We start from the raw sequence: 23,169 nt of genomic DNA on the forward strand, positions 1-23,169 counted from the left end.
CGCGCTTCTTTTGCGCGTCGTTTTCCTCTATGCAGCGCGGCTATGACGGAACGTGTCCTTATCCTCGATTTCGGTTCGCAATTCGTACAGCTGATCGCGCGGCGGCTTCGCGAGATCGGCGTCTATTGCGAGATCCATCCCTGCACGGTCGACGATGCCTTCGTGCGCGCCTTCGATGCGCGCGCGGTCATCCTCTCGGGCAGCCCCGCCTCGGTGACCGAGGCCGACAGCCCGCGCGCGCCGCAGGCCGTCTTCGAGCTCGGCGTGCCGGTCCTGGGCATCTGCTACGGCGAGCACACGATGTGCCAGCAGCTGGGCGGCAATGTCGAGCCGGACAATCATCGTGAGTTCGGCAGGGCCACCATCGAGGTGACGGTGCCCTCGCCGCTCTTCGACGGCATCCTCTCGCCCGGCGAGGGAGCCGTCGTCTGGATGAGCCATGGCGACCGGGTGACACGCCTGCCTGAGGGCTTCAGCCTCATCGGCAAGAGTACCGGCGCCCCCATGGCGGCCATCGCCGACGAGACCCGCCATTTCTATGGCTTGCAGTTCCATCCCGAGGTCGTCCACTCGACGATCGGCAAGGCGCTGCTTGAGAATTTCTGCTTCAAGATCGCGCGTCTCAAGGGCGACTGGACGATGGAGGCCTACAAGGAACAGGCCATCGCCAAGATCCGCGCCCAGGTGGGCTCCGGCCATGTCATCTGCGGTCTTTCGGGCGGTGTGGATTCCGCCGTGGCGGCCCTCCTCATCCACGAGGCGATCGGCGAACAGCTGACCTGCGTCTTCGTCGATACGGGCGTGCTTCGCTTCAACGAAGCCAAGGAGATCGTCGAGCTCTTCCGCGGCCATTTCAACATCCCGCTCGTGCACGTGGATGCGAGCGAGATGTTCTTGGAGAAGCTTGCCGGGGTCAGCGATCCCGAGCAGAAGCGCAAGGCGATTGGCGGTCTCTTCATCGACGTGTTCGAGGCTGAGGCCAGGAAGCTGGGCGAGGTCGATTTCCTGGCCCAGGGCACCCTTTATCCCGACGTCATCGAGAGCGTCTCCTTCAAGGGCCCGTCGGTGACGATCAAGAGCCACCATAATGTGGGCGGTCTGCCGGCCCGGATGCGCATGAAGCTGGTGGAGCCGCTCCGCGAGCTCTTCAAGGATGAGGTCCGGGCACTTGGCCGCGAACTTGGCCTGCCCGAGATCTTCGTCGGTCGCCATCCCTTTCCCGGCCCGGGTCTCGCCGTCCGGATCCTGGGCGAAGTGACCAAGGATCGCGTGCAGATCCTGCAGCAGGCCGACCGGATCTTCCTCGAGGAGATCCGCCAGGCCGGCCTCTATGACGAGATCTGGCAGGCCTTCGCCGTCCTCCTGCCGGTCAAGACGGTGGGCGTCATGGGCGATGGCCGCACCTATGAATGGGTCTCGGCCCTTCGCGCCGTGACCTCGGTCGACGGCATGACGGCCGACGTCTACCCCTTCGAATCGGCTTTCCTCTCCAAGGTCGCGACCCGCATCGTCAACGAGGTCCGCGGCATCAACCGCGTCACCTACGACTATACAAGCAAACCCCCCGGCACGATCGAGTGGGAGTGAATTAGGGTGGTTTCAGACCATCCCGCTCCGTGCCACAAATCGCACGAACTCGTTGACTGACAAGGATTATTTTTCCCACCCCGTATCGCTGCGTGTCACCCCAGCCGAGCCACTTTGTTGGTAGCGATGTTGGTACGGCGCAGGATGGTCCAGAAACGGGCATTCGCTACCAACAGCCCCCCTTGTTGGTATCCGTTTGCCGCCGGACCGGATGCGGATTTATGGGCGATCTCACTGATAAAGAACTGAAAAATCTCAAGCCGAGGGCCAAGCTCTACAAGGTGACAGACCGCGACGGGATGCACGCGGCCGTCACGCCGACCGGGGTTATCTCGTTCCGGTATCAGTATCGGGTGAGCGGGCGGCAGGAGGTGTTGACCATCGGTCGATATAGCGCCGAGGCGGCGCGCAATCTGACGCGGGCGCCCGACGCGCTGGAATACGGAATGGAGGTGTCGCTTGCGGAGGCCAGGACGTTGCTGGCGCGCGCCAGGCGTCAGGTCGAACGGGGCGAGTCGCCGTCGAAAGCCAAGGTGGAGAAGCGTACCGCGTCAGCCCAGGCGTTCACGTTCGGCGGGTGGGCGGAAGCCTATTTCAAGCACAAAGCCGATCCCAAATCGGGAGCCGAGAAACTGGCTGACAGCACCTTGGCGATGCGCCGATCTGTCTATGATCGCGCCATAGCGGGAGAGTTGTCGAAGCTCAAGCTGGGAGAGGTGACGCCACAGCGTCTCAAACATCTGTGCGACGAGGTTAAGGAGAAGCGCGGGCCAGCCGTCGCTGTGCATGTCCGCGAGGTCGTGTTGCTGGTGTTCCGTCACGCCCAAGGATGTGGCCTGGATGTGAGCAACCCGGCCGAGTCGATCCGCACTAGTGCCATCGCCACCTTCGAGCCGCGCGAGCGCGCTCTGTCGCCATCCGAGGTCCGCGCGGTCCTGGCGGCCTTGGATCATGTGTCGGCAGCACCCACGCTGCGCTCAGCGGTGAGGTTTGTCCTGCTGACCGGCGTTCGCAAGTCGGAGTTCATAGACGCCACATGGAAGGAAATCGACTTCGCCGCCGCGCGCTGGACGATTCCGGCCGAGCGCATGAAGGCGGGCAAGGCGCATGTTATCCCGCTGAGCGATCAGGCACTCGACATTCTGACAGCGTTCCGCACCATGTTCGGCGCCAGCCGATACCTGCACCCCGGCCGATATGACAGCGACACGCCGATCAGCAACGCCACGCTCAACCGCGTGATCGACACGGTGGTAGAGCGTATCCGGGGGACTGATCCTGACTTTCAGAGCTTCGGCGTTCACGACCTGCGCCGCACATTTTCGACCGGCCTGAACCGCGCCAAGTTCGATGATCGTTGGATCGAGATGAGCCTGGCCCACGCGCCTCGGAACCGGATCGCCGCCGTCTACAACGTGAACCGCTACCTCGCCGAGCGGAAGATCATGCTTCAGTGCTGGGCCGATATGCTCGACGTGTGGGTGAAGGGCGAATCCGCGAAAGAGCTGATCGCCGACGCGAAGCAGCGTGCCGCCGAGGTTCACGACGACGAACTGGACGCTGATCTCTGAACTACGTGCGGTTCGCATCCACTCCGTCAGTCGTCGTCATTGGTGGCCGCCAGCCGGCGGGATCGGCGATCCAGCGGTCGATGTCGGATTCCCGCCAACCGGCGCCATTCATGCTGATCTTGATCCGGGGCGGGAACGTGCCCTCGGCGATTTTGCGGTAGATGGTAGACCGGGACAGGCCGGTGCGGGCGAGAATAGTTTTCATGCGGACGATACGGTCTGGTGCGAGCATGGTTGCGCTGCCTCCTGCCGGGTGCTTCTGACGATTGCAGAGACCAGACAGAGCGATGATTTGTTATTGCACAAGAGTGATTTAGACGTCGTAGTGCTGTGGCGTAGAGCGGGTTAAAAATAGGCGGGGTTAAATCCCGATGCCCCGGCCCCTGCCGAGGTCTATGCCGTGTGTGAAGGCGAGTTCCAGTCCGAGTCGGCGGCCTGCTTCAAACGAGATGCCGAGTTCACGCTTGCGGCCTTCGAGGATGGATTCAAGCTGCGGATCGCGTTCGAGGCTTTTCGCCATATTGCTCATCTCCGCCCGCGCGGCCTTGTAGCCAGAGTAATCTCCCGCCGTATAGCTGTGCTCGCTCGACCGGCCGAGTTCCCGCCAGCGTTCGACGAAGCGATCCGCGCGGCGCTGCGGATCGGTGCGCAGTTCGGTTTCGAGCTGTAGGGCGCGGATGGCGCGGCTGACCCGGCCCGTTGCAGCTTCCTGGGCGAGTTCCGGGTCTTTCTTGTAGGCGGCTTCGGCGTCGTGCGAGCCGTGGGGCCGCACGTCCTCGAAGACCTTGCGGGCGTCCTGCAATTCCTCCACCTGCTCCGGGCTGGCCCTGCCGCCTTGCTCCTGCATCTCAAAAATCGCATCCACGGCGCGGGCATGACGCACGAGCGCCTTGGTGCGGGCTTTGCGCAGGGCCTCTGCCGAGTCTTCCTCCACCTTCCTTTCTGGCCCTTGCTCGCCCTCGGTGGGCAAGCGCAACCCATCGAACATGCCGCGCACCTTCTTCGGCACGACCTTGCGCGCGATCTCGGCGACGCGCTCGCGGAAGGTGATGCCGCGCTGTTCGGCGAAAGTGCGGGCGGGTCCGTAATCGCTCGCCATGTCCTTGGCCCGGTCGCGCGAGAGGGCGTTGGCAAGCCGGTCTCGACTGGCGAAGTCGTCGCGGCCATAGTGCAGGTCCATGCCGTCGCGGTGGCGCGACAGGGCGACATAGCTGGCATGGGCGTCCAGGCCCGGCGTGGCCAGCACATGAGCGCGGTCCACGGTCATGCCCTGCGCTTTGTGGATGGTCGCGGCATAGCCGTGGTCGATGCTGTTGTAGTCCTTCAGGTCGAACGACACCGAATGGCCGGCATCGGTACGCACGGTCATGCCGTGATCGCCGACGCGCTCGACGGTCCCTAGCGTGCCGTTCTTCACCTCCAGGCCGCGTTCGTTCTTCAGGAACATGATGCGGTCGCCGGGGGCGAAGGTTCGTTCGCCGCGCTCGGTAGCGACATGCACATCATCGCCAAGATCGCGCGCCGTCCGCATCCGGTCGCGGGCCGCCTGGTTGAGTTCGCGCACCTCGTCATTGGTATGGGTGAGGATGATGCGGCTGGCGTCGGGGCTGGCCTGCCGGTCGCGCTCCCAGCGGTCGATCAGCTCCCCGCGCGCCTCTTCCCTCGTTCCGGCCTCATGCACTCTGTCGCAGGCGCGGTAGGCGTCCAGGGCCTCGCCCGTCCGACCGTTGGCGAGGTCGCGGGTCGCCTGACGTTGCCAGTCCTCCCGCTGACGGCGAACCTCGGTGATCTCGACGCCGCCGTGGCGTTCGTGGATCGCGCGGAACGCCGCGCCTGCTTCGATGGACTGCAACTGCTGCGGATCGCCGACCAGCACCACCTTCGCGCCGGTCTCGGCGGCATGGGATAGCACGCGCTCCAACTGCCGCGTGCCAGCCATGCCCGCCTCGTCGATCACCAGCACATCGCGCGACGTGAGAAGGTCGCGGCCCTGTCCCCAGCCATGTTCCATGCTGGCGATGGTGCGCGAGGCGATGCCGGAGCCGTGTTCCAACCCCTCGGCGGCGATGCCGGACAGCGCCACGCCGCGTACGCTGTAGCCGGCTTCCTCCCACGCCTCGCGCGCCACGCCGAGCATGGCGCTCTTGCCCGTCCCGGCGTAGCCGACCACGGCGCTCAAATCCCGCCCGTCCGTGACATGCCGGAAGGCGTCGGCCTGCTCGCCGGACAGGACCAGGCCGCGCGCTTCCGCACGCGCTAGCGCCGTTTCGCGGTCTTTGTCAGTGACCTCATGCCGTTCCCGTTCGGCTATGAGTTCCGACGCGCGCCGCAACCGCTGCTCGGTCTCGATCATCTCGCGGCTGGTGAAGCGGTCCTCACCGCGTCCGTCCCGGCCCAGCTCGACAAGATCGGATGACGCGCGCACCGCGCTCATCACCTGATTGAACTGCTCCAAACTATCGCTGTGCCGATGGACGAACATGGCGAGGTCGCGGTTGGTGAACGTCGCTTGCTGATGCGTGATCGCGTCCAGGGCGATGTTCGGATTGGCGGCGATCCGCTCGCCGTTGGCCCGTGCGATCTCGCGGTGTTCGTCGGCGCGGTCGGCCTCAAGCCCGGCGGCTTCCATGCGCTGCGCGGGCGCGCCGATCTGGCTTTGCGGCTCCAGCGCGATGCCCTGCGCCTCCAGGCTGCGATGGTCGATCCGTGCGTCGATGTCGAGTTCGGCCAGCCGCTCGTTGACGTGATCGGCCCAACGCTCGCGCCAATGTTCGACCAGCTCCGTGCGGTTCCAGTCCCGCACCTTCTGGCCGAACCCATCCTCGCTCACCTCGCGCATCGTCAGCATGACATGGGCATGGGGCTTGGGCTGGCCGTCCTCGGCCATGTCCCAATGCACATTGAGGTCGCCGATCATGCCCCGATCCACGAACTCGGCCTGCACGAAGTCGCGGGCGAGTTCGATGCCCTGCGCTTGCGTCATCTCGCGCGGAAGGGCGAACTCGATCTCACGGCAAAGTTGGGCGTCCTTCCTGACCTCGAAGGCTTCGACATCGTTCCAGAGCCGTTCGCGGTCGCGCCATTGTTCGGGCGCATCCTCCGGCAGCATGACCTCGGAGTGGACGACGCCGCGCTTGTTGGAGAAGTCGTGGCTGCGCTCAAGCCGGTCGTCGCGCAGCCGCGAGGCCGAGCGGTAGGCGGCGGACGCCACCGCGCTGGAGCCGGATTTGCGGCCAATGACCTTGACGTGAAGATGATAGATCGCCATCGCGATCCGAACATCATCACAGCGAAGCGCACGTCGGAACGACGTATAAGCGCGCCCTCGAAACTAATTTCTCGGGATGGTCCGCGCCGTTTCAGCCCGTCCCGGCAACCTTACAGCATTGGGGCAGGCGCTCAACTATCATCGCTCCATCGACAGCTTACGGAGACGGTGATGCGCAAGCCACGGGATTTCGATTCGGAACTGAAGTCGCTTGAAGAAAAGACGCGAGACCTGAAAGCCCGCAAGGTGCAGCAACTCGGCGAGCTGGTCATCTCGACCGGAGCCGACGCGCTGACCGCCGACGAACTGGCGGGCGCACTAATCGTGCTGGCCGAAACCAGGGACGTCGGAAAGAGGGAGGCATGGGCGAAACGTGGGGCCGCGTTCTTTCGAGGGCGGGCACGGCGAGCTGCGCCATCGCCTGACCGCGACGCTGGCGGCGCTCAAACGCAACCGGGCGGCGCGCAACCGGCATCAGGCAGTGGTGGCCCGGCATGACATGCGCACCTGGCAGGTCGAGCGCCGCAAGCGGACGCGGCATCTGATCGAACTCGGCGGCCTCGTCGTCAAAGCCGGGGTCGTGGACCTGGCCGGCGACGACCGCGCCATGATCTACGGTGCGCTGCTCTGGATTGCCGACAAGCTCAAAAGCGATGAGCGCGACAAGGCGTTGGCGCTGTGGGCCGCGAAGGGAAAGCAGGCGTTCGAGAATAACTGAGCATCAGCATTGCCAAAGGACACGTCCCTTCGATGGCGTTGCTGTCAGGGAAAAAGAACGCGCTCCAGCGCATCCGCCAGTTCGCGCCGTTTGGCGTTGGACAGTTTGGCGAGGTTGCGCTGTTTCCACATGACGGCGGGCAAATGCTGGGCCTCCGGTATGCCTTGAAGCGTCCAATCCGGCTCGCCGCGCTTGAAGCCGGCAAGGAAGCGCCGGTGATCTTCCGGCATGGCGGCGACCATTGCGGCGATGATCGCTTCCCGCGCGGCCTCGAGGTCCGAAAGCGCGACAGGCTCCTGAGTCATGCCGGCGAAGCCCCGCGCGAACTCCTCGCCCAGCGGCTTGCGGGTCGGGGCGAGAACTTCGGCCATCGGACGATTGTGACTGATGACGTAAACCAGAAAGGCTCGGCGCAACTCGTCGCCGACGCCCTCGTTCGCCAGCAGGCCGCGCACGTCGAAGAGGTCGCGCGGGTGCTGACGGTCGAAGGCCGCCACGATCTTGCCCGCGTAGAGGTCGGCGAATGACACGACCTGCATTTCGGCAAAGCCGAAGGCGTCTTCGACAACGGGAACCACGCTCATCACGACGGGATCATAGACCGCACCGCGGAGCACTGGCGTCACCTCGATCTTGATCTGCACGCCGCTCGCCCGAACGATCAGCTTGGTGACGATCTTCTCGCCGGCGGAACGTGAAGCATTGACTCTCGCGGCGGGGATGCTCCGCTCGATGCGCTCTTTGATCCGCAGCATGGTGTCGTCGATTGCCGCGAGCGATGCGGCCCGATCTTCGATCGGCAGATAGGTCAGGTCGATGTCCACGGAGAGGCGCGGCATGTCGCGCACGAACAGGTTGATCGCGGTGCCGCCTTTGAGCGCGAAAGCCCGCTCCTCCGCGACGAAAGGAAGGACGCGAATAAGCAGGGCGACCTGCTGCCGATATGTGTCCAGGAAGGCCATGAAATTCACGGGCCTCCAAGGTCGGACGGCACGGTGATGTTGTAGCGCGGATCGAGCTTGCCGCCCTTGACGAGGGCGCGCTTGCCCGAACCCAGATCGACGCGGGACATATCGAGCCGGGAACGCCACGCATGACGGTGGCGGTCGGCGAAGAAGAGAAAGAGCCGCTTCACCTTCACGCTGGCGCAAGCCTCCAGCAGCGTTTGCAGGCGGCGCGGGCTTAAATCGCTTATCCCTTCCATCAAGGCATCGACTTGATGGAAGCTCTCATGCTCGGGCAGTTCGTCGAGCAATTCGAGAACGGCGCGCTCCTTGCTGGAATATCGGATAGGCAAGGTCAGGCCGCTGGCGCTGACCATGACCGGGCTTGGCTCGGGTGGCGCATCGGCATCGCCGGGAAACAGCCGCAGGCTGTTGTGCCAGTGAAAGGTCACGTTGAGCGGTAAGCTCGCCAGCCAGGTCGGCGGACGCTTCGGCCCGTAAAGATGAACCTCGCGCATGGCTGTCGAAAGGTAATGGGCGTAACCCTGCTGTTCGAGCGCGGTGCGCCCGCCAACGGTCAGCGGAAGGTCCAGCACCGTCTGGAGAGAAACGGCCACCTGCTGCCATGTCAGCGGCGTGCGCGAGCGGCGATAGACGCGCCGGGCCGGGCTATCGAGCCAGCCCGCGCGAACGTACTGGCTGCGCAGCGCCGACGAGTAGCCGTGGGCCTCCATCCAAGCGGCGTCGGCCAGGAGTCCCTCGGGGAGTTCCTGCTGAAGCCGGTTTAGCTTGCCGCCAGAACGCATATCCATGCTTAGCATTTTTGCATATTTGCAAACCAATGTCGAGTTCATATTTCTCGACATTCGCTAAGTTATACTTAGCGTTTCAAGAAATATACAAACCATCTCGATGAGGGACCGCCCACATCGGATCATCCTTAAAACTCCGCTTTCAGAGCGGATTTTTCAATACGATGCTGCGGCGGTTCTTGCCGGTACCGCCGGGGATTAGACCTTGGCGACCTGTCAACGACCGGCGATTTCCCTATACATATCGACCATGACGTGTTAAATAATTTTAATATTTTTAACACATACTGATCGACATGTTAAAATCGAGCTATGCCATTCCCGCTCTGCCACCGCCGGGAAACCTCGAAACGGTTCCGGTGTTCAAGGCGCTCGCCAAGGCGAATCGCGCTCTCGCCGAATTGAAGGGGCGTGCGGCGACGATCACCAATCAGGGCATCCTCATCGACACGCTCGCGCTTCAGGAGGCGAAGGCTTCCTCCGAGATCGAAAATATCGTCACGACGCAGGACGAACTGTTTCAGGCCGACCTCCAGCTTGAGGGGCCGGATTCCCCGGCCGCCAAGGAAGTCGCCCTATACCGCGACGCTTTGAAGCTTGGCTATGACCGGCTGCTTACGTCCGGCGGCCTCATCACCAATCGCACGCTGATCGAGATATTCCGCCTTCTCAAGCGCCGGGACGACGGGTTTCGTGTCACGCCGGGAACCGCGCTCAAGAACGACACCACCGGCGAGGTCATCTATGTCCCGCCGCAGGATGCACGCGAGATCGAAGCGGCGATGTCCGCGCTGGAGCAATTCATCAACGAGGACGAACGCTCGCCCCTCGATCCGCTCATCAAGATGACGCTCATCCACCATCAGTTCGAGAGCATCCACCCGTTTCCCGATGGCAATGGCCGTATCGGACGCATCCTGAACGTGCTCTATCTCACGCGCGCCGGGCTACTCGAAACTCCGATCCTCTATCTCTCGCGCCACATCACGCGCACGAAGGCGGACTACTACCGCCTGATTCAAGCGGTGCGCACCCAAGGCGCATGGGAAGAATGGATTCTCTATATGCTGGAGGCCGTCGCGGACACGGCGCAAACCACGCTTGCACTGGTCGAAGGCATACGAAACCAGATGGCCAGCGGGAAGAAGCGGCTGCGCGACGAACTGCCGAACCTCTATTCGCAAGACCTGTTGAACAACCTGTTCCGCCACCCTTACACACGTATCGACTTCGTGGTGAAAGACCTCAAGGTCTCCCGCCAGACAGCGGCGAAGTATCTCGATATGCTGGCGGAGAAGGGGTTTGTCGCCAAGCACCGCTCGGGCCGAAGCAATTACTACGTCAACGCGGATCTTGTGCGTCTGTTTCTTGACGTGTCGGGGGGACGATAAGAATGAGCGGGATTGAAGGCAAAGCGCGAACCGTCCGCGAACTGCTCAAGGGCGTGAAATACTCCATAGACTACTATCAACGGGAATATAAGTGGGGCGAGAAACAGGCGCGCGAGCTGATCGACGACCTCACTGGAAAATTTCTTGAGGACTACCAACCCATACACCAGCGCAAACAGGTCGCTGGCTATCCACACTATTTTCTCGGCGCAATCATCATCAGCAAGAAGGATAACGCGAACTTCATTGTTGACGGGCAGCAACGTCTAACCACCCTAACGATACTTCTGATGCTGCTGCGCAATCTCCAAAAAGAGCGTGACGACCAAGTGAACGTCGATGAGCTAATCGTCTCAGAAAAATTCGGAGAAAAATCGTTCAATCTCGATGTAGATGAGCGCACGCCATGCATGGATGCTTTGTTCGAGAGCCAGCCCTTCGACGCATCAAACAGAGCGCCATCGGTTCAAAACCTCGCCGCTCGTTACGCCGATATGGAGGGAGCCTGGCCGGAAGAATTGCGCGGTGATGCTCTTCCATACTTCATCGACTGGCTTTTAGAGAACGTGCATCTCGTCGAAATCACGGCTTATTCCGACGACGATGCCTATACGATCTTCGAGACTATGAATGACCGCGGCCTCTCCCTTAGCCCAACGGACATGCTTAAGGGATATTTGCTCGCCAATATCGCAACCAACAAGCGCGTTGCCGCCAACGCCCGTTGGCGTGAACGAATTGCCACCCTGAATGAAGTCGGCAAGGAGGTTGAAGCCGATTTCTTCAAAGCGTGGCTTCGTAGTCAGTACGCCACTAAAATCCGCGAGCGTAAGAGAGGCGCGAAGGCCGAGGACTTCGACCGCATTGGCACCGAGTTTCATCGCTGGCTGAGGGATGCCAGCGAGGCCATTAGCTTGAAAAAGGAAGATGACTTCTTCCGCTTAATTGACCGGGATTTCGATTTTTACGCACGCCATTATCTGTTGGCGTTGGAGGCCTCTGAAAAGCGTGTCGATGGATTGGAGGCTATCCAATACAACGCGCAGAATGGCTTCACGTTGCAATACATGCTGCTGCTGGCGCCGCTAAAGCCGGACGACGATCCTGAGCTAGCAAAGCGCAAGATGAATATCGTGGCCAACTTCTTAGACATTCTGCTGGCGTGGCGGCTCTGGAATTTTCGCAGCATTGCCTATTCGACGATGCAATATGCGATGTTCCTCGTCATGCGCGATATTCGCGGATTAGAACCAAAACCGCTGGCGAAAAAACTCTATGACGTGCTTTCCCAAGAAAAGGAAACCTTCGAGAGCAACGACAGGCTGCGCGTCCACCAACAAAACAGGTACGCCATTCACCGCTTGCTAGCGCGGTTGACGGAATACGTTGAAACACAGTCCGGGCAGCCCTCGCGCTATGCCGAGTATGTTGCCGAGGGTGCGGGTCGATACGAAGTCGAGCACGTTTGGGCAGACCATGCGGAACGACATACGAACGAGTTTGCTCACACCGCCGATTTTTCCGAACATCGCAATCGCATTGGCGGTCTGCTTTTGCTTCCAAAGCAATTCAATGCAAGCTATGGCGATTTGCCATACCAAGAAAAATTGCCGTACTACCGCACGCAAAACCTCCTCGCACACTCGCTTCATGAAGAGTGCTACACGCGCAATCCTGGCTTTGTCCGGTTCGTGAGCGAGTCAAAATTGCCGTTCCATCCCATCGCACAATTCAAAAAGGATGATCTGGACGAGCGCAGTGTCCTCTATCGGCTGCTCGCAGAGCGCGTTTGGAACCCCCAGCGCATTCTTCGAATGGGGGGAATAGAGTGACGAACGAAGCCGACACCTGCCGAAAATTCGTCGTGCCCAAGCTGCAATCGGCGGGGTGGGATAATGAACCCCATTCCATCGCCGAGCAGCGCACCATCACGGATGGTCGCGTCATTCCCGTGGGCAAAGGCTTCGTCCGCAAGCCGCCCAAGCGGGTGGACTACCTGCTGCGCTACACGCGGGACTTTCCGCTCGCCGTGGTCGAGGCGAAGGCCGGCTACAAATCCGCGACCGATGCCGTGCAGCAGGCCCGCGACTATGCGGAAATCCTCGGCCTCAAATATGCCTACGCCACCAACGGCGCCGAAATCATCGAGATCGACTATCTCAAGGGGACGGAAACGCGCGTCGCCGACTTCCCCGCGCCCGACGACCTTTGGCGGCGGTATCAGGCGGGCAGCGGGATCGACACGCCCGAGCGCGTCGAACACCTGATCGCCCCCTACAATACGGTCGGCGGCAAGCCGCCGAGATACTACCAGCAGATCGCCATCAACCGCACGGTCGAAGCCATCCTTGCCGGAAAGAAGCGCCTGCTTCTCACGATGGCGACAGGAACAGGCAAGACCATCGTGGCCTTCCAGATTTGCTGGAAGCTCTGGTCGAGCCGCTGGAACACGACCGGGGAACATCGCAAGCCGCGCATCCTGTTCCTCGCCGACCGCAACATCCTCATCGACGACCCGAAGGACAAGACCTTCACGCCCTTCGGGGACGCGCGCCATAAGATCGAATCCGGCGAGATCGTCAAAAGTCGGGAAATGTATTTCGCCATCTATCAGGCGCTCGCCGAGGACGAGCGCCGCGCGGGGCTTTTCCGCGATTATCCGCCGGACTTCTTCGACCTCATTATCGTCGACGAATGTCACCGGGGAAGCGCGCGGGACGACAGTTCGTGGCGTGTCATCCTTGAGCATTTCAAGCCTGCCTATCAGCTCGGCATGACGGCCACGCCGCTGCGCGAGGACAACCGCGACACTTATCTCTATTTCGGAAACCCGATCTACGAATACAGCCTGCGCCAGGGCATCGACGACGGTTTCCTCGCACCCTACCGCGTGCATCGCGTCGTCACCCAATGGGACGCGGCAGGCTGGCGGCCGAGCAAGGACGAGGTTGACCGCTTCGGCCGCGCGATTCCCGACGATGAATACCAGACCAAGGATTTCGAGCGATCTATCGCCTTGCGCGCCCGCACGGAGGCTATCGCCCGCCACCTGACCGACTTCCTCAAGAAGACCGACCGCTTCGCCAAGACCATCGTGTTCTGCGTCGATCAGGAACACGCCTCGGAAATGCGGCAGGCGCTGGTCAACCTCAATGCCGATCTTGTGGCGCAGTATCCCGACTATGTGGCGCGCGTCACCGCCGACGAGGGCGCCATCGGGCGCGGCCACCTGTCGAAGTTCCAAGATCTCGAAACCAAAACGCCGGTGATCCTCACATCGTCGCAACTGCTGACGACCGGCGTCGATGCACCGACCTGCAAGAATGTCGTGCTGGCGCGCGTTGTCGGGTCCATGAGCGAGTTCAAGCAGATCATCGGGCGCGGGACGCGCCTGCGCGATGACTACGGCAAGCTGTGGTTCAACATCCTCGACTATACCGGCTCGGCCACCCGCATGTTCGCCGACCCGGACTTCGACGGTGATCCGGCCCGGATCACAGAAGAAGAAGTGAACGACGCCGGTGAGACCACCGCAACGACGGAGATCGTCCCCGAAGGGCAGGAACCGGAGCCTGCCCCGCCCGAGGAAGGCGAACCCGGCGTGATCGAACCGCCGACCGGCGAGCCGCGCAAATTCTATTTCGACGGCGGCCAGGTCGAAGTCGTGGCCCATCTGGTCCACGAGCTTGATCCGAACGGCAAACAGCTTCGCGTCGTCAAATACACCGACTATGCCGCTGAAAGCGTCCGGTCACTCGCGCCGACCTCCGCCGAGCTTCGCAAGCGTTGGGCGGACGCAGACCAGCGCAGCGAGATCATCGCCGCGCTGGCCGAACGCGGCATCGACTTCGACGTGCTGGCCGAACAGACGGGCCAGACCGACGCCGACCCCTTCGACCTGCTTTGCCATCTGGCCTTCAATGCGCCGCTCCGCACCCGGCGCGAGCGGGCGCAGCGCCTCAAGGCCGAGCGCAAGGACTATTTCGAGAAGTTCTCCCCCGAGGCGCGTCAGGTGCTCGACGAGCTTCTGGAAAAATATGCGGAACACGGCGACGCGCAGTTTGTCCTGCCCGACGTGCTCAAGGTTCCGCCGATCTCAACCCACGGCCAGCCCGCCGAAATCATCAAGCTGTTCGGCGGCCCCGATGAGCTTCGCCGGGCCGTAACCGACCTGCAAGGACTGCTCTATGGCGCGAATTAAAAAGAAGAACGGCGCAGACGCGGCACCGATGACGACCTCCCAGATGCTCGGGAGCGTTCTCAAGTCCGCGCGCGACATCATGCGCAAGGACAAGGGGTTGAACGGCGACCTCGACCGTCTGCCGCTGCTGACATGGATCATGTTCCTCAAATTCCTCGACGACCTGGAACAGCAGCGCGAGGAGGAAACCATGCTGTCCGGCAAGAAGTTCAAGGCCGCCATCGAAGCCCCGTATCGCTGGCGCGATTGGGCCGCCGATCCGCAGGGCATCACGGGCGATGAGCTGCTTTCCTTCATCAACTCCGACGAAGCCGTGCGTGAGGATGGCAAGAAAGGCCCCGGCCTGTTCGCCTATCTGCGCTCGCTCTCAAGCTCCAACGGTGACAACCGCCGCGACGTGATCGCCACCGTATTCAAGGGCGTCGATAATCGCATGAAGAGCGGTTATCTGCTGCGCGACATTATCAACAAGATAGGTGGGATTCATTTCACGTCGTCGGACGAGCTTCACACCCTCGGCGCGCTTTACGAGTCCATGCTCCGCGAAATGCGCGATGCAGCCGGCGATTCCGGCGAGTTTTATACGCCACGCGCCGTCGTCCGCTTCATGGTGGAAGTCACCGACCCACGCCTTGGCGAAACCGTGCTCGACCCGGCCAGCGGCACGGGTGGTTTTCTGGTGGAGGCGTACAACCACCTTGAGAAGCAGGTGAAGACCATCGCCGACCGCAAGCGTCTGCAAAACGACACCATCGCCGGCTGCGAACCCAAATCCCTGCCTTATCTGCTATGCCAGATGAACCTGCTGCTGCACGGGCTCGACGCGCCGCAGATCGACCCCGGCAACGCCCTGCGCTTCAAGCTCTCCGAGATAGGCGAGAAAGAGCGCGTCGATGTGATTCTTACCAACCCGCCTTTCGGCGGGGAGGAGGAAAAGGGCATCCAGGGCAACTTCCCCGAAGACCGCCAGACGGCGGAAACCGCGCTGCTGTTCCTCCAGCTCATCATGCGCAAGCTCAAGCGCAAGCCGACCCCGGTGGGACGCCCGGCGCGCGCTGCCGTGGTGGTGCCGAATGGAACGCTGTTCGGCGATGGCGTATGCGCTCGGATCAAAGAGGAGCTTCTCAAGGAGTTCAACCTTCATACCGTCGTGCGGTTGCCTAACGGAGTGTTCGCACCGTACACCGGCATCCCGACCAACATCCTGTTCTTCGACCGCTCCGGGCCGACGAAAGAGGTTTGGTACTACGAACAGCCCTTGCCCGAGGGCCGCAAGAACTACACCAAGACCCAGCCCATGCAGTTCGACGAGTTCAAGGGCTGCATCGCGTGGTGGGCAAAGCGCGAGGAAAACGATCAGGCGTGGAGGGTGTCGGCCAAGGAACTGCTTGACGCTAACTGCAATCTCGACCGCAAGAATCCGCGCGCCAGGGTGGATTTCGAGCACCTGCCGCCGGATCAGCTTGCCGATGACATCCTCAAGAAGGAACTGCGGATCGCCGAGCTGATGCGGGAGATCAAGGCGGCGTTGGGGGCGAACGCATGAGTGCAGTTTGGCCAACCGTCGCGCTTGGTGAGCTGATCGGCCATCGAAAAGAATTCATCACCATTGATGACCTCAAAACCTACCGTCGCCCGCGCGTCCAGCTTCACGCGCAGGGTATTGTGTTGCGCGATGCCGTGCCTGGCGCAGAGATCAAAACTAAAAAGCAGCAAGTCGCCCGCGCAGGCGAATTTCTTGTCGCTGAGATTGATGCGAAGGTCGGTGGCTTTGGCATCGTTCCTGACGACCTCGATGGGGCAATCGTCAGCAGCCACTATTTCCTTTACGGTCATAAGCCGGATCGCCTGGACAACAAATACCTTGGATGGTTCGTTAAGACGCGCGCTTTTCGTCAACAGGTCGAGGCACAGGGATCAACGAACTACGCTGCGATCCGGCCTAACGACGTGCTTGGTTATGAAATCCCCCTCCCGCCGGTCGACGAGCAGCGCCACATCGTCGCGCGCATCGAGGAACTGGCTGCGAAAGCGGCGGAGGCGCGCGAGTTGCGTTCGTCGGCATTGGATGAGCTTGCTGCTTTGCGTTCCGCTCAATCCCGCAGAGTATTTGAATCGCTGCGCGCTGCGACGGTGCCACTTGAAATGGTGTGCAGCGCAATCATCGACAATTTGCACAGCAATCCGATCTACGCCGAGGGCGGCACAGTGCCCTGCATTCGCTCGTCGGATGTTGGATTCGGTGTTCTGGACTTAGCTGAGGCGCGCCGTACCGACGAAGCCGAATATCGACGGCGCACCGTTCGCGGCGAACCTCAGGCAGACGACATCGTGCTCGTTCGCGAAGGTGGCGGCACGGGAAAATGTGCGCTCGTGTTGCCAGAGCATCGGTTTAGCCTCGGACAAAGAGTGATGATGCTTAGGCCGGATCAGAACAAGGTTCTGCCGAAATTCTTTCTCTACCAACTTCTGTCGCCGACCATTCAGGAAGACCACGTTCAGCCGCTTTCTAAGGGGTCTGCATCGCCGCACCTCAATATCGGCTCGCTACGCCAGTTCCCATTCTTGCTACCAAGCGTAGGCGAGCAGGCGCAGATCGTCGAAAGCCTCGACGCTCTGCAAGCCAAGCTCGATGCCGTCAAAGCGCTCCAAGCCGAAACCGCCGCCGAGCTGGGCGCCATGCTTCCGGCGATTCTCGACAAGGCGTTCAAGGGGGAATTGTGACCGCATGAGTGTCGCGACCACGCCATCCGCGCCCCTGACCGAAAAGGCCGCTCTTGCGGACCTTTTGGCATGGGCGGAGAAACGGCCTGCTTGGCAGAAAGATGCGCTTCGCCGGCTGGTCACAGGTGCAACGCTCGACGATCAGGCGATTGCAGAACTTACAGAGCTTTGCCTCGATCCCGCGCGCGCCCATACGCCGATTTCGCAATCGCATATCGTGGCCGAAACCAGTGCAGCAGAGCCGATTTCCCTTGTTTCGATAAAGAACCCCACCGCCATCAACGCGCTTGCCAGCCAGCAGGAGTTATCCTTCGAGCCTTCCGGGCTGACGGTAATTTACGGCGACAACGGTTCGGGAAAGTCTGGCTATGTCCGAGTCCTGAAGCACGCATGTCGGTCACGGGACGAGAAGTTCGCAATCCATAGGGATTTGGAGGATAAGACCGACACGCCGCAATCTGCAGAGATATGTTTCACGCGGGGTGTGAACACCGAACAATTCAATTGGACGCCCGACGGCGAGCCGCACGGCGACCTGCCATCGGTCAGCATCTTCGACTCCCGAAGCGCAAGCATCCATGTCGAAAGCACCAACGAGGTAGCCTATATCCCCCGGCCAATGCGGTTGCTGGAGGCGCTGGCCGATGCTTCCGACCGCATTAAAACGGCGCTCGACGGCAAGATCGCAACGCTCAAGAGCCAGGTTCCGCTTGCGATTTCAAACCCCTCGCAGAGCAGGGAAACGGCTGCCGGCAGCTACGTCTTCGGGTTGAGCGCGAAATCCAACATCCCGCAGCTTGATAAGCTCGCCGCGTTTACCGATCAGGAAACCGCTCGCCTCACCACGCTGGAAGCCGACTTCGCTCAAGACCCCAAGCGCGCCGTGGCACGGCTTGATAATCAGCGCGGTGAAGTGGAGCGCATCCAGACGACCCTTCAAACCCTTATTGGCGCGACGAGCGCGGCGGCGTTCGTGGAAATCAATGCGCTGCGAAAGACACATGGCGATGCCGTGGAAGCCGCGTCGTTAGCATCGCAACAGCTATTCAGCGCATCGCTGTTGCCCGAGGTAGGCCAAGCCGCCTGGCAAAAACTGTGGGAGGCCGCCCGCACCTATGCGGACACTGTGGCCTATCCCGGCAAGACATTCCCTTCGAGCGAACCGGATACGCTTTGCGTGCTTTGTCAGCAGCCCCTCGGAGCTGACGCAATGGTGCGCCAGCAGACATTCGAGTCGTTTGTAAAAAGCTCGACGAAGGCTGATGAAGCGACGGCGCGCGCGAAGCTGGATGCCGCGCTCACGCAGTTGAAAGGGCGGATGCTGCGCCTTGGCGATGTGCTGAAATCCGGCAAATTCCTCGCCACCGAGATCGGCGATGCGGCGCTTGCCCAGCAAGTCCGCCGGGCCTTTGTCGTGGTGCTTTGGCGGCTTCGGGCAATGGTCAGGGCATACGGCGAGCCCAAGCCGCTTGGCGCTGATCCGCTCCAGGCACTTACGGCGCTCGCAACCGATCTCAAGACCCGTGCCGCGCAGCTTTCCGCCGATACGCAGAGCGACGACTACCAGAAACTGAAATCCGAATACCTTGAACTCAAGGAGCGTGCCGCCCTTGCGCCTCTGCTCCCGGACATCAAGGCGCAAATTGCGCGCCTCAAGGAAATCGAGTCGATCAACACCGCGCTGAAGGCGACCGCCAAGAAGCCGATCACCGATAAAAACAAGGAACTCTCGGATCGTATGGTGACGGACGCGCTGCGCGGTCGGTTTGCGCGCGAGATCGGAAAACTCAAACTGTCCAGAATGCCGGTCGAGCTTCGTAAGGAGAAAGACCGGCAGGCCGTATCGTATTTTCGCGTCGCGTTGGTGGAGAATCCCAACGCCAAGGTCGGCGAGATATTCAGCGAAGGCGAGCACCGCTGCGTCGCGCTCGCCGCGTTCCTCGCCGAGCTGGTCACGGCACAGCGTTATTCCGGCATCGTTTTCGACGATCCGATGTCATCGCTCGATCACATCCACAGAGGCGCGGTTGCGTCGCGGCTGGTGGAGGAGGCGGAACACCGCCAAGTCGTCGTATTCACGCATGACCTTGTGTTCCTGTACGAACTTCGCCGCGAAGCGGAAAAGGCAAACTGGCCAATCGCGTTTCGCAACGTCCGGCGTCAACAAGACAAGCCCGGCTACATTGAAAATGAGTTGCCGGACAAGGCGAAATCCGGGCTTGAGATGTGCAATGCGCTGCGGTCGTCGTTGAAGGCGGCGAAACCCGGCTTTGACAAGCTGACCGATACGCAACGCACCATCTTCTGCAAAGGCACTATTGGTCAGTTGCGCGATGCCTGGGAACAGGCGATCTCTGACTATATCCGCCCCGTGCTTGAACGGTTCGATAACAAGGTCAAGCCGACCTCAATGTTCAAGCTCGGCATTCTCACCGAGGACGACGTGAAGCGCGTTATGGCCGCCCAATCGAGGCTATCCGAAGATCTTCATTCGTCAGCACAGGCGTTGAATCCCGAAGCTGTATCACTTGATGACCTGATTAATGAAGTGAAGGCGCTAGAAGGCTGGATTCAGTCTATACGTGACCGCCAAAAGAATGCGGTCAAACCCACGTTGAATTAAGAATGTTTCGCTGCGCCAAAGATCATTGGATGAGTATTCCTAGGTGTAGCGACAAAAGCCTGATGATACGGGAACGTGTGCTACAGGTGAAATGTTCCAGAATTGGAGAAACCGCGGATGGGTAGCCCACCGCAGGAAAAACTTTGCCGAGTCTTGGCTCTCGATGGCGGGGGCGCGAAGGGATTCTATACGCTTGGCGCGCTGAAGGAGATCGAGGGCATTATTGGTTGTCCGGTCAGCGAGAAATTCGACCTCATCTACGGGACATCTACGGGGGCCATTATCGCGGCGCTGCTCGGTCTGGGAAAGTCGGTCGATGATGTCGAGGCTCTCTACCGGGCGCATGTCATCAAGATCATGTCGCGTTGGCTGGCCCAGCGAAAATCGGCCGCGCTTGAGGAACTGGCGGCTGAAGTATTCGGCGACCTGAGGTTCGGCGCCTTCAAGACGAACGTCGGCATTGTGGCAACGCGCTGGTCGGAAGAGCGGCCCATCATCTTCAAAACGAATGTCGCGCAAGCTTTCTCCGGCAAGGCGACCTTCGAGCCCGGCTTCGGCTGCACTATCGGGGACGCGGTTATAGGGTCTTGCTCGGCATATCCGTTTTTCACGAAAAAGTTCGTGACGACGGCACGCGGCGAGCGCATCGAGGTCAGGGACGGCGGCTTCGTCGCGAACAACCCGACCCTATACGCCATCGCTGACGCCACGGAATCGTTCGGCTTTGCCCGGAAAGACGTGCGGGTGGTGAGCATCGGGGTCGGAGAGTATCCGTCGCCGAAGCTTCCCGCCTGGAGCGTGCGAAAGTGGGCCAGCAAGCTCCCTACGATGAAATTCCTCCAGAAGACGCTTGAGATAAGCACGCAATCTATGGACCAACTCCGCAAAGTCCTTTTCCGCGATGTGCCGACCATCCGTATTCACAACAAATATACGCAGCCAGACCTCTCAACAGACATGCTTGAGGTGGACATGGCGAAGCTCGGACTGCTGTGGCAGCGCGGGCGCGATTCCGCCCGTGATGCGGAAGCCGATTTGAAGAAATTTTTGCTTTAGGAGAGTGTGGTGGCGATCGCAGAGAGGCAGCTTGAGACGTGGGCAAAGCAAGGCTCCACGGGTCAGTTCACCGGCACCTACAACACCATGCGCGGGCACTTGCTCGATACGAGCGCGCCGTACCGGGTCGCCAACACCGAAGTCTTCCTCCAAGGCTCCTATGGCAACGACACGAACGTCTACGCCGACAGCGATGTGGACGTGGTGCTGAAGCACACCGGCGCCTACTGCTATGATCTCAGCCATCTTTCGCCGGAGCATAGGGCGAACTACGAACGCGCATCGGGAGGTGGCGTGCAGTACGGCTACGACCAATTCAAGGCGCACGCCGAGGATTACATCAAGCGCCTCTATAACGGCGTCCGAGTCGGAAAGAAGGCCGTGTTCGTGCCCGGCAACAATGGGCGGCGTGACGCGGACATTCTCATCTGCCAGGAATTTCGCCGCTACATTTCCTACGAGCCCGGCAACATTCTCTACCACGAAGGCGTGGCGTTCTTCTCCGGCGGGAATCGCATCGACAACTTCCCCAAGCAACACTCGGCGAATTGCACCTCGAAGCATCAAGCGACCAACGGCAACTTCAAGCCAATGGTGCGGGTCTTCAAGAACATGCGGAACACGATGATTGAGAAAGGCTACCTCGCCGACGGCGTGGCGCCCTCTTATTTTATCGAAGGGATGCTCTGGAATGTTCCGGTTGACAAGTTCATCGGCAGCTACGGATATATGTTCGTCGCCTGCTACAACTGGATCGTGAATGCGGACGTGTCGAAGCTCGCCTGCGCGAATAATTTATATTGGCTTGTGCAGGATAATTCGTCAGTGTGCTGGCCTACGGTGAACTTTCAGACCTTCACCTCTGCGCTCAAGGCGTATTGGGAAAGTTGAGCTTTCAGTCCGCCGCCCAGGGTGTCATTGTGCCTTTCCATTTTTTGGAATGGGTGGCGACAGGTTTAAGGGGCGAAGCTTCGACCTCTTTTGGCCTGCTTTCTCCCGACGCTCGTTTATGATGTGCGGACGTTTATGACGGCTTGGATCGCCGTTGAGAATCCACAAATCCAGTGCCCTTATCCTGGTGGTATCGCAGTTGGTATCGACTTGGTGACCTGAGCGGAAAGCCTAATGCTTACAATGCCCGCTCAAACCCGTTGACCATCGAGTGGGAGTGAGGGGCTATTTGCATGCTTTGAGCGCTGGTTCGAGCAGCAAGGTCAGTTCCTGGCGCGTGGCGCCGTCGCGAGCCTGAAATGAGATCATCTGCATCACGCCGTGAATGAACGCCGCCATCTGCTGCGTATCCGTGCCCGCACTAAGCTCTCCCTCTCTCCGGCCACGCTCGATTCGCGCCGCGATTAGCTCGCGAGTCTTTCGCCGCTTATCCATCAGGTGCCGCCTCGCGCCTTCGTTGGCGGGCAGGTCATTCACCACGCCCAGGACAAGAAGGCAGCCGCCTGGACGCCTGGACAACGCCACGTCGATGCTTGCCACGAGCATGGCTCGGAGACCTTCGCGAACGGTCGGCGCACTCTCAAGAAGCTGCATGGGAACAGCTCCCACGGTCGCAACGTAGCGGTCGACCGCTTCGCAGAAGGCGGCTTCCTTCGATCCAAACGCCGCGTAGAAGCTGGGCGGCGCTATGCCGGCGGCCGAGGTCAGCTCCGTAAGCTGAGCACCCTCGTACCCTCTCGCCCAGAAGACCTCCATCAGCGCTTCTAACGCGCCTTCTCGATCAAAACCGCGCGGTCGTCCACGAGAGCCCATATGGATCCAATTATGTAAAAGTCACTACATTATTGATTGATCGAGCAGACCGACCAGGATATCTATTCTATAAATATCACTACAAAATTAGGTTGTCATGCAGGTCTTGGAGCCGTTGGCCGTCATCAAAGAGTTCTTCTCGCGGGCAGCGAATGCGGAGAACGTGGAAGAGATCGCGGAGCTTATCAGTGATGACGTCGATTGGTACGTCGCGGGCGATATAGGGCAAGTACCGTGGATCGGGCGCAGGAACGGCAAGTCAGGCGCAGCCAACTTCTACGCGCAAATCCGTGCTGAAATCACCTCCGAACGCTTCGAGCTGAAGGACATGTTGGTGCAAGGGAACCGCGTGCTCGCCATAGGGGAACTTGCGTCTCGCGTGAATCGAACCGGGAAGCTGATCGAATCCGAGTTCATCTTCGATTTCGTCGTAGAACAGGGGGTGATTACGCGCTTTCGCCTCTTCGAGGACAGCTTCGCGGTAGCGCAAGCATGCGTATAACCCGTCAA

General features: G+C 60.7%; 18 protein-coding genes. 13 read left to right on the top strand and 5 right to left on the bottom strand.

What is annotated here, in order from left to right; genetic code table 11:
- Positions 1-42 precede the first annotated feature (42 nt).
- The gene (guaA, locus tag CFB17_RS06615; RefSeq protein WP_088560633.1) at positions 43-1,587 is read left to right on the top strand and encodes a glutamine-hydrolyzing GMP synthase; all 1,545 of its coding nucleotides are present in this window, start codon (positions 43-45) and stop codon (positions 1,585-1,587) included.
- A 221-nt stretch (positions 1,588-1,808) separates the two neighbouring features.
- Entirely contained in the window at positions 1,809-3,158 is a 1,350-nt protein-coding gene (locus tag CFB17_RS06620) for a tyrosine-type recombinase/integrase (protein ID WP_088560634.1), read from the top strand.
- A gap of 1 nt (position 3,159) precedes the next feature.
- On the opposite strand, the gene CFB17_RS06625 is transcribed toward CFB17_RS06620, so the two are convergent.
- Positions 3,160-3,390 (bottom strand): helix-turn-helix transcriptional regulator, encoded by a 231-nt coding sequence (locus CFB17_RS06625; RefSeq protein WP_088560635.1) that lies wholly within the window; start codon positions 3,388-3,390, stop codon positions 3,160-3,162.
- A 129-nt stretch (positions 3,391-3,519) separates the two neighbouring features.
- Positions 3,520-6,426: a Ti-type conjugative transfer relaxase TraA gene (traA, locus tag CFB17_RS06630; protein ID WP_088560636.1), complete on the bottom strand. Its 2,907-nt coding sequence runs from the start codon at positions 6,424-6,426 to the stop codon at positions 3,520-3,522.
- A gap of 171 nt (positions 6,427-6,597) precedes the next feature.
- On the opposite strand from traA, the gene CFB17_RS06635 reads away from it, so the two are divergent.
- Both CFB17_RS06635 and CFB17_RS06640 read left to right on the top strand, forming a co-directional pair.
- Complete coding sequence (locus tag CFB17_RS06635; protein ID WP_088560637.1) at positions 6,598-6,924, top strand: conjugal transfer protein TraD; 327 nt, start codon at positions 6,598-6,600, stop codon at positions 6,922-6,924.
- A gap of 1 nt (position 6,925) precedes the next feature.
- Positions 6,926-7,144, top strand: a complete 219-nt coding sequence (locus CFB17_RS06640) for a conjugal transfer protein TraD (protein WP_088560638.1) — start codon at positions 6,926-6,928, stop codon at positions 7,142-7,144.
- Between the two features lie 44 nt (positions 7,145-7,188).
- Here the strand turns inward: CFB17_RS06640 and CFB17_RS06645 are convergent, their stop codons facing one another.
- Positions 7,189-8,106, bottom strand: coding sequence for a nucleotidyl transferase AbiEii/AbiGii toxin family protein (locus CFB17_RS06645; protein ID WP_243389800.1), 918 nt, complete (start codon positions 8,104-8,106; stop codon positions 7,189-7,191).
- Between the two features lie 5 nt (positions 8,107-8,111).
- Positions 8,112-8,900 (bottom strand): type IV toxin-antitoxin system AbiEi family antitoxin, encoded by a 789-nt coding sequence (locus CFB17_RS06650; RefSeq protein ID WP_088560640.1) that lies wholly within the window; start codon positions 8,898-8,900, stop codon positions 8,112-8,114.
- Positions 8,901-9,196: 296 nt separating this feature from the next.
- Between CFB17_RS06650 and CFB17_RS06655 the strand changes: the two genes are divergently transcribed.
- The 8 genes from CFB17_RS06655 (at position 9,197) to CFB17_RS06690 (ending at position 21,786) form a co-directional block, all read left to right on the top strand.
- Positions 9,197-10,291 carry a Fic family protein gene (locus CFB17_RS06655; RefSeq protein WP_088560641.1) on the top strand — a complete coding sequence of 365 codons (1,095 nt, stop codon included), beginning with the start codon at positions 9,197-9,199 and terminating at the stop codon, positions 10,289-10,291.
- A gap of 2 nt (positions 10,292-10,293) precedes the next feature.
- Complete coding sequence (locus tag CFB17_RS06660; protein ID WP_088560642.1) at positions 10,294-12,123, top strand: DUF262 domain-containing protein; 1,830 nt, start codon at positions 10,294-10,296, stop codon at positions 12,121-12,123.
- Positions 12,120-14,492, top strand: a complete 2,373-nt coding sequence (hsdR, locus tag CFB17_RS06665) for an EcoAI/FtnUII family type I restriction enzme subunit R (RefSeq protein ID WP_088560643.1) — start codon at positions 12,120-12,122, stop codon at positions 14,490-14,492. Before CFB17_RS06660 ends, hsdR begins: the two co-directional genes overlap by 4 nt.
- Positions 14,479-16,038: a type I restriction-modification system subunit M gene (locus CFB17_RS06670; protein ID WP_207761961.1), complete on the top strand. Its 1,560-nt coding sequence runs from the start codon at positions 14,479-14,481 to the stop codon at positions 16,036-16,038. The genes hsdR and CFB17_RS06670 overlap by 14 nt, the downstream gene beginning before the upstream one ends.
- On the top strand, positions 16,035-17,216 hold the full coding sequence (locus CFB17_RS06675) for a restriction endonuclease subunit S (protein WP_088560645.1): 1,182 nt from the start codon (positions 16,035-16,037) through the stop codon (positions 17,214-17,216). The genes CFB17_RS06670 and CFB17_RS06675 overlap by 4 nt, the downstream gene beginning before the upstream one ends.
- 4 nt (positions 17,217-17,220) lie before the next feature.
- Entirely contained in the window at positions 17,221-19,839 is a 2,619-nt protein-coding gene (locus CFB17_RS06680; protein ID WP_088560646.1) for an AAA family ATPase, read from the top strand.
- Between the two features lie 117 nt (positions 19,840-19,956).
- On the top strand, positions 19,957-20,895 hold the full coding sequence (locus CFB17_RS06685) for a patatin-like phospholipase family protein (RefSeq protein WP_088560647.1): 939 nt from the start codon (positions 19,957-19,959) through the stop codon (positions 20,893-20,895).
- 9 nt (positions 20,896-20,904) lie between these two features.
- Positions 20,905-21,786, top strand: a complete 882-nt coding sequence (locus CFB17_RS06690) for a nucleotidyltransferase family protein (RefSeq protein WP_133063858.1) — start codon at positions 20,905-20,907, stop codon at positions 21,784-21,786.
- A 285-nt stretch (positions 21,787-22,071) separates the two neighbouring features.
- On the opposite strand, the gene CFB17_RS06695 is transcribed toward CFB17_RS06690, so the two are convergent.
- The gene (locus tag CFB17_RS06695) at positions 22,072-22,602 is read right to left on the bottom strand and encodes a TetR/AcrR family transcriptional regulator (RefSeq protein ID WP_088560649.1); all 531 of its coding nucleotides are present in this window, start codon (positions 22,600-22,602) and stop codon (positions 22,072-22,074) included.
- Between the two features lie 154 nt (positions 22,603-22,756).
- Between CFB17_RS06695 and CFB17_RS06700 the strand changes: the two genes are divergently transcribed.
- Positions 22,757-23,161: a nuclear transport factor 2 family protein gene (locus tag CFB17_RS06700; protein WP_088560650.1), complete on the top strand. Its 405-nt coding sequence runs from the start codon at positions 22,757-22,759 to the stop codon at positions 23,159-23,161.
- Positions 23,162-23,169: the final 8 nt, after the last annotated feature.

The sequence above is a fragment of the Arboricoccus pini genome (genome assembly GCF_900187945.1).
Taxonomy (GTDB): domain Bacteria; phylum Pseudomonadota; class Alphaproteobacteria; order Geminicoccales; family Geminicoccaceae; genus Arboricoccus; species Arboricoccus pini.

Bases quoted from the DNA above. Each gene is read 5' to 3' on its own strand.
- guaA (WP_088560633.1), top strand. From the start codon at position 43: ATGACGGAACGTGTCCTTATCCTCGATTTCGGTTCGCAATTCGTACAG.
- CFB17_RS06620 (WP_088560634.1), top strand. From the start codon at position 1,809: ATGGGCGATCTCACTGATAAAGAACTGAAAAATCTCAAGCCGAGGGCC.
- CFB17_RS06625 (WP_088560635.1), bottom strand. From the start codon at position 3,390: ATGCTCGCACCAGACCGTATCGTCCGCATGAAAACTATTCTCGCCCGC.
- traA (WP_088560636.1), bottom strand. From the start codon at position 6,426: ATGGCGATCTATCATCTTCACGTCAAGGTCATTGGCCGCAAATCCGGC.
- CFB17_RS06635 (WP_088560637.1), top strand. From the start codon at position 6,598: ATGCGCAAGCCACGGGATTTCGATTCGGAACTGAAGTCGCTTGAAGAA.
- CFB17_RS06640 (WP_088560638.1), top strand. From the start codon at position 6,926: ATGCGCACCTGGCAGGTCGAGCGCCGCAAGCGGACGCGGCATCTGATC.
- CFB17_RS06645 (WP_243389800.1), bottom strand. From the start codon at position 8,106: ATGGCCTTCCTGGACACATATCGGCAGCAGGTCGCCCTGCTTATTCGC.
- CFB17_RS06650 (WP_088560640.1), bottom strand. From the start codon at position 8,900: ATGGATATGCGTTCTGGCGGCAAGCTAAACCGGCTTCAGCAGGAACTC.
- CFB17_RS06655 (WP_088560641.1), top strand. From the start codon at position 9,197: ATGTTAAAATCGAGCTATGCCATTCCCGCTCTGCCACCGCCGGGAAAC.
- CFB17_RS06660 (WP_088560642.1), top strand. From the start codon at position 10,294: ATGAGCGGGATTGAAGGCAAAGCGCGAACCGTCCGCGAACTGCTCAAG.
- CFB17_RS06670 (WP_207761961.1), top strand. From the start codon at position 14,479: ATGGCGCGAATTAAAAAGAAGAACGGCGCAGACGCGGCACCGATGACG.
- CFB17_RS06675 (WP_088560645.1), top strand. From the start codon at position 16,035: ATGAGTGCAGTTTGGCCAACCGTCGCGCTTGGTGAGCTGATCGGCCAT.
- CFB17_RS06680 (WP_088560646.1), top strand. From the start codon at position 17,221: ATGAGTGTCGCGACCACGCCATCCGCGCCCCTGACCGAAAAGGCCGCT.
- CFB17_RS06685 (WP_088560647.1), top strand. From the start codon at position 19,957: ATGGGTAGCCCACCGCAGGAAAAACTTTGCCGAGTCTTGGCTCTCGAT.
- CFB17_RS06695 (WP_088560649.1), bottom strand. From the start codon at position 22,602: ATGGAGGTCTTCTGGGCGAGAGGGTACGAGGGTGCTCAGCTTACGGAG.
- CFB17_RS06700 (WP_088560650.1), top strand. From the start codon at position 22,757: ATGCAGGTCTTGGAGCCGTTGGCCGTCATCAAAGAGTTCTTCTCGCGG.